Annotated in this window: 5 protein-coding genes; all 5 read right to left on the bottom strand. The window is 53.9% G+C overall.

Going from position 1 to position 5,882, the window contains the following annotated elements:
- Window positions 1-905: quinone oxidoreductase (locus P1U71_RS17580; RefSeq protein ID WP_301106976.1), on the bottom strand; the 905-nt coding region annotated here is incomplete at its 3' end.
- A 385-nt stretch (window positions 906-1,290) separates the two neighbouring features.
- Entirely contained in the window at window positions 1,291-1,989 is a 699-nt protein-coding gene (locus P1U71_RS17585) for a dienelactone hydrolase family protein (RefSeq protein ID WP_301106977.1), read from the bottom strand.
- Window positions 1,990-2,352: 363 nt separating this feature from the next.
- Window positions 2,353-4,707, bottom strand: coding sequence for a DGQHR domain-containing protein (locus tag P1U71_RS17590; protein ID WP_301106978.1), 2,355 nt, complete (start codon window positions 4,705-4,707; stop codon window positions 2,353-2,355).
- Window positions 4,708-4,751: 44 nt separating this feature from the next.
- Window positions 4,752-5,543 (bottom strand): Dam family site-specific DNA-(adenine-N6)-methyltransferase, encoded by a 792-nt coding sequence (locus P1U71_RS17595; protein ID WP_301106979.1) that lies wholly within the window; start codon window positions 5,541-5,543, stop codon window positions 4,752-4,754.
- A gap of 220 nt (window positions 5,544-5,763) precedes the next feature.
- The coding region (locus P1U71_RS18080) for an MGMT family protein (RefSeq protein WP_367281219.1) at window positions 5,764-5,882 on the bottom strand (119 nt) is incomplete at its 5' end.

Genomic DNA, 5,882 nt, shown 5'->3' on the forward strand with positions numbered 1-5,882 from the left:
AGGGCGTAGCGCTGGTTGATCTCGATGCTGACCTTGCCGGAGCCCACCATGTCGAACAGGCGGCTGGAGGACAGCTCCAGGTCGGCGCGGGTGGCGGTATAGGTCATCAGCGTCGGGCGGGTCATGTAGAGCGAGCCCTTGCCCGACAGGATGCCCGGCGCGAACGGCGGCACGGGGCCGGAGGCATTGCCGAAGTTGACGTAGAGGCCGCGTGGCTGCAGGCAGTCCAGCGACTTCTCCCACACCGTGGCCCCTACCGAGTCATAGACCACCGGCACGCCCTTGCCGTCGGTCAGCTCCATCAGGCGGGCCTGGAAGTCCTCCGCATTGTAGTCGATGACCTCGTCATAGCCGTACTGCTTCGCCTGGGCGCATTTCTCCGGCCCGCCGGCGGTGCCGATGGCCCGGACCCCCAGCGCCTTCAGCCACTGGCCCGCGATCAGGCCGACACCCCCCGCCGCGGCATGGAACAGCACCGTATCGCCGGAGCGGCATTCGTAGGTGCGATGCACCAGATATTCGGTGGTCATGCCCTTCAGCATCATCGCCGCGGCCTGCTCGTCGCTGACCGTGTCCGGCACCTTCACCGCCTTGTCCGCCGGGAACAGCCGCACCTCCGCATAGGACCCGATCGGGCCCCCGGCATAGGCCACCCGGTCCCCGGCGGCCAGGTGCGTCACACCTTCGCCCACGGCCTCCACGACGCCGGCCGCCTCCATGCCGATCCCCATGGGCATCGACGGGGCCGGATAGAGCCCGGTGCGGAAATAGACATCGATGTAGTTCAGGCCGATGACCGTATGGCGGATGCGGATCTCGCCTGGGCCGGGATCACCGACCTCGACATCCTCGAAACGCATCTGCTCGGGACCGCCCTCCTCGTGGACGCGGATTGCCTTGACCATTCTCTTGTGTCCTTTGGTTCTTTACGTCATGAGCGCCCGGAGAGCGCAGGCATCACTCCTTCCCCCTCGATGGGGGAAGGTCGGGAAGGGGGTGAATCGGCGCAGCCGAACAGCCGTTGACCCATCGTGCCGCAGCCTAGCCGCATGGCCCGCTGCTCGCTACCGCCAACCGCACCGTGCCCGGGCTCTGTTCGGGGACGCAGCAGTGCCGCTCGGACGCTGGAGACTGGGCTCGCGGATCGAGTCCGCGAGCATCGTGAAAGGGGGGAAGTTGGGAACCACCGCTCCACCCCAACCCCCGCCGTACCCGGGCTTGACCCGGGTACCCAGCAGTGCCGCACAAATGCCGACGAGAGGGCTGGCCGGGGACGGCAAACGAATCCCCTCAGCCAAGCGCCTTGCGGAACAGCTCCAGCGTGCGGCTGTTGGCCAGATCGGCGGAGGCCTGGTCGAAATGCTCGCCGCCCTGACGCGCGAAGGCGTGATCCTGGCCCTCGTAGTCGTAGAGGGTGACATGGTCATGCCCGTCCAGCGCCGAGTGCATCGCCTGCTGCTGCTCCGGCGGCACGAAGCCGTCCGCCGTCGGCACATGCAGGATCAGCGGCCCGGTGATGCTCGCCGCCTCGTCCAGCATGTCGGCGATGCCGACGCCGTAATAGCCCGAGGCCGCGTCCGCATCCGTCCGGGTCATGGTCAGATAGGCCAGCAGCCCGCCCAGGCAGTAGCCGGTGGCGCCGACCTTGCCGGTGCAGCCGTCGACCTTGCGCAGCGCGTCGATGGTGGCCTGCACGTCCTCCATGCCCTTCGGAACATCGAAGGCCTTGAAGCATTCGAAGGCGCGGCCCCAGTCGGCCTCCGTCTTGTCGGTCAGCTCGATCCCCGGCTCGATGCGCCAGAACAGGTCCGGGCAGAGTGCCACGAACCCTTCCGAGGCCAGCCAGTCGGCGGTCGCCCGCATGACGTCATTGACGCCAAAGATCTCCTGGATGACCACAACCCCCGGCCCGGTGCCGGACGCCGGCATCGCCAGATAACCCCCGAATTCCTCACCCGCCTTCGTGGTGATCGTCGTATTGAGCCCCATGATGCTCTCCTCCCGCCTGTTTCACGTGAAACGAGGTCCACGCGTGATGTGTGTGACGGGATGGTAGGGAGGGGGCGGGGTGTGGGCAAGGGGAGTGGTTGTTGTGGTTCGATCCGGGAGCGATGGAATGGCATCAACGCGAGGGCACGCAACTGGTATTCTGGAAGTACGACTCTGTTGTTCAGGCTGAATAGGTCAGGGTATGACCCTGGGTGCCCAGTGTGATCACGGTTGCTATGGACTGGGTTCTATCGTTCGATGCGGTTGCGAAATGGTGTTGGGTAGGGAAATTTTTCCACCGTTCGACGCTAGACGCACGAATTATGCAAGGTTGAATCCCGCCTGAACCCTTGCAGGTAATGATTAAGGTAAGAGTCGTGAATGAATATCTCTAATAAATTCAACTTCCTTACGATTGAGACCCTTCTCCTTGGTTCCTTCATGCGCCCAAGTGTTTCGATATGAACCGAAAAAGGACAACCATCTCAGCTTCTCGGCTTTACTATTGAAGCCTTGGCCAATATCCAGCGCGAAAATCTCCTCGAACGCCCTGAATTCGTTAAGTTTCGGAACCGGGGTTTTCGCCCAGTATTTTTCGATTATCGAACGGTAATCCGAAACAAGCAGCATGTCGGTCCAAGGTATATTTTTTCGCCCCAATCCTTCTTTGTAGCTTTTTTCCTCCTCTTCACCGGCGCGTTTTTCGCACGCTCTCTTGATAGAACCAATTTCAATATCCCAGTTCTCCCCAAAAACAGCCTTCAAATTCGAAATGCAAACAAGCTTTAGGTAGCGTTCTATCTGAATTCCCAGAGAGCGACCTTCGTCCTGCAACTCCTTGTTTTGACGTTCGCGCCAGTCATTTAAGTCTTCCGGATTATAGTCATTGAATCGCTTGTTCACGAAATCCTGGAATATTCGAAACCATGTGTTTTCAGCACCCGTGCCCAACTTACCCAACAATAACGCACGATCCTCCAAACTAATATTCTTCAGAGCTTCGAAAAGCGCGTGGAGGTACTTGCTGATCGACCCGATACGCTCCGCGTTTGACGAGTTGAGGCTCAGATCACCCCTTTCTGTCAAGAATGTATTTAAGCTGCCGATCAGATTGATGAACGCATACGTTCCCCGATTGTAAACAATGAATCGCTTCAGCGTTGGATCATCATCGTCGAAAAACTCTTCCGCCAGTTCATAGCAAAGGTTCAGGAATCTCACAATTCGGCTACAAGCCGCGCGCATTTCGCTTGCGTGATCATGACTGGCGATATCATAAAGCGAGCAGTTCTTTCCGGTTGCTATAAAGCGGTTGCCCTTGGCCACTGGCAATAAACCGCACCGTAGCAAAGCATCTGCAAATGGCTTTGCCGTTAATTCAGCCTTGTCCTCACCTAGAGCGATCTTTCCAAACAACGGCCCGGATTGATCGCCTCCCAACTGCCGGATGACAGCCGACCGGAGAGCCTTGATTCTAGAATCAAGGCGCGGAGCGTTCCAATAAAGGTCTTCTTCAAGTGTAATTCTCAGAGTAGGACTAACAGCTTTCTGGTTCTGGTTAATATCCATGAACATTTCAAGCTGCTCTGAGGAATCCAACCCAAGAAACGCCACTACAGGAATTGTATTCGTTAATTTGTGCGGTGAGTTAGCATACCCATAGATTCTATGCTGACCATCAATAATATACGCAATGGCATATGAATTTGGAATCTTGAGGATACCAGTTCGCGATCGAGTATCACCTCCGCGACTATGTGGTTGAAATTCAATTTTTCTAATGCTTTCAGAAAAATTCAGTATCACCGAATTCGGAAAAAAGCCTCCTTCGTCAATAAACTTGCCAATACCCTTTAGCCTTGCCGGCACCAAAAGTCGCTGATAGGTCGGCATCTCAGCTTCGTTGGCTCGCGTTCGGTGCAGAACAAATCCAAGTTTTAAAAGAAGGCCAGGCTCAAGAGAAAACATATAGTATTTTTCTTTTCTGGCCCCCATTTGCCCTTCAATTGCCGGTACTTCAATGCGATTCCTATTTATATCCTGGCCTTTGAAAAGCATCGCCATGAACTGATAATGAGCGGCGTTCTTATATGTGGTCAAAAGACTGGCTACATACTCATAAGTGTTGTCATTATACAAAAAGCCTCCAGCAGCGACTAAACGTTTGGCGTCAGCGCCATCTCTGCTTATGCGGTAGTTTCTAGTAGCAAAAATATACCTAATTTTCCGACCGATACCAAAAATCTGTTCCAGAGCCTTCTTATGGCCGTCCATCCGCTGCCTTAGCGCCTCGAATTCCGTCTTAAATGAAGGAGACCTTTCCCATTTCTTTGCCGATTTGCACTCTACTAGCAGAATGCTGTCCTCATTTACGGCTAGAACATCAATTTGTTTTTTATCATCGGGCGACTTACCGAATGGCAATTTGAAATCTCTATCGACGCTGAAGCATCTAAAACCTAAATCGTACAGTTGGCACCACATATCATCTTCGAACTGGACGTCATGCGTCTTCTTCCGTCTTAAACGGGTGCGTGTTTGAAGTGGTTGTCCATATTCTTCCCACCCGTCGTGGAGAAGGCCTTCTACTAGGGAATGGTCCACACTTCTGAAGTGATACTTTGAAGCTTTGGCCTTGTACAACCTGCCTAGCTGGGATAGATCGTCCGAAATCTTTCCCTTAAGTTGAAGCTCAACTACTGCATCCAGGAACGCCAATCGCTATTCTCCTAATCTATATATCTGAATGGTTACGTTTGTTTTCAGAACACGAACAACGCTTCGGTGGTTTGGCCACGAGATGATGATTTGGCAGATATGACTGAAGAACGTGCAATCACCTTGGGAGTACCGAGACCTGAGTATAAATCCCAAATAGTTTGGTGATTAGCATTAGTCATGACTATCTTTGCTCCGCGGCAGTAAGCATCTTCAACGCAATCGCGTAGCCGTATTTGATCTTTCCAACTAAATATGTTCTGATTGTATTTGATAAATCCATTGGTGTTGTGCGCGGTAGTATAAGGGGGATCAAGAAAAACTAGATCATTTTTCATTGCCGCTGCCATGGTTTCTTCAAAGTCGCATACAGAGATTATCGCATTATTCAATATGGAACTGGCTGATTTGAAGTCGTCATCAGGCATTATCACCTGTGTTTTGGTACCTATTGGAACGTTAAACTTTCCCGACAGATTTTCGCGGTAGAGACCATTCCAGCAAGTTCGGTTTAGATATAAGAACTGTGCCGCACTTGTGTGTGGGGTTTTCCGGAGTCGGTTCCGCTCTTCATAGTAATAATGGGTGGAATGGAGTCGCTGCATCTTTCGCAATTCCGACTCTACTGCTTGCCAGTTATCACGGACGGCCCGATAAGCGTTGATTAAACGAGGATTGACGTCCGACAGAATGGCTTCCTTTGGAGAGATATGAAAAAACATAGCCCCACCACCAAGGAACGGCTCAATATACCTGCCGCTGTACTTTGGAAGGTTCAGGTGGTTGCTTTCGACGAGCCAACGTTTTCCACCCGCCCACTTGATGAATGGTTTCACACCGGATCTCCGTCTCGCAACCCCAATTTGGGGTAAGCTACGTTTAACTTGATGGCGTCGCAAGGATTTATGGTTGGTTTGAGATGTTGAGTGGGGTTTGGGAAGGTACGTTCCCAGGACATTTGAGTGGTTCGGTCGCCGCTTAGGTACAGGTTGCGATTCTTTAGAACCCTGAATAACAGCGAAACTGGATTGTGCCTCCCGTTCACGAGGACACTTGCTACAACAACGCTCCCTCATGCCTTAACAGCCACACCTTGTCCTCCACCCCACCTGCCGCCGAAAACCCGCCCATCTTGCCGTTGGCGGCGACGATGCGGTGGCAGGGGATGATGATGG

It is taken from the genome of Sneathiella sp. (assembly GCF_029233945.1).
GTDB lineage: Bacteria > Pseudomonadota > Alphaproteobacteria > Sneathiellales > Sneathiellaceae > Sneathiella.

What these genes read in the sequence shown, in the direction of transcription:
- P1U71_RS17585 (WP_301106977.1), bottom strand. Translation starts at nt 1,989, where the DNA reads ATGGGGCTCAATACGACGATCACCACGAAGGCGGGTGAGGAATTCGGG.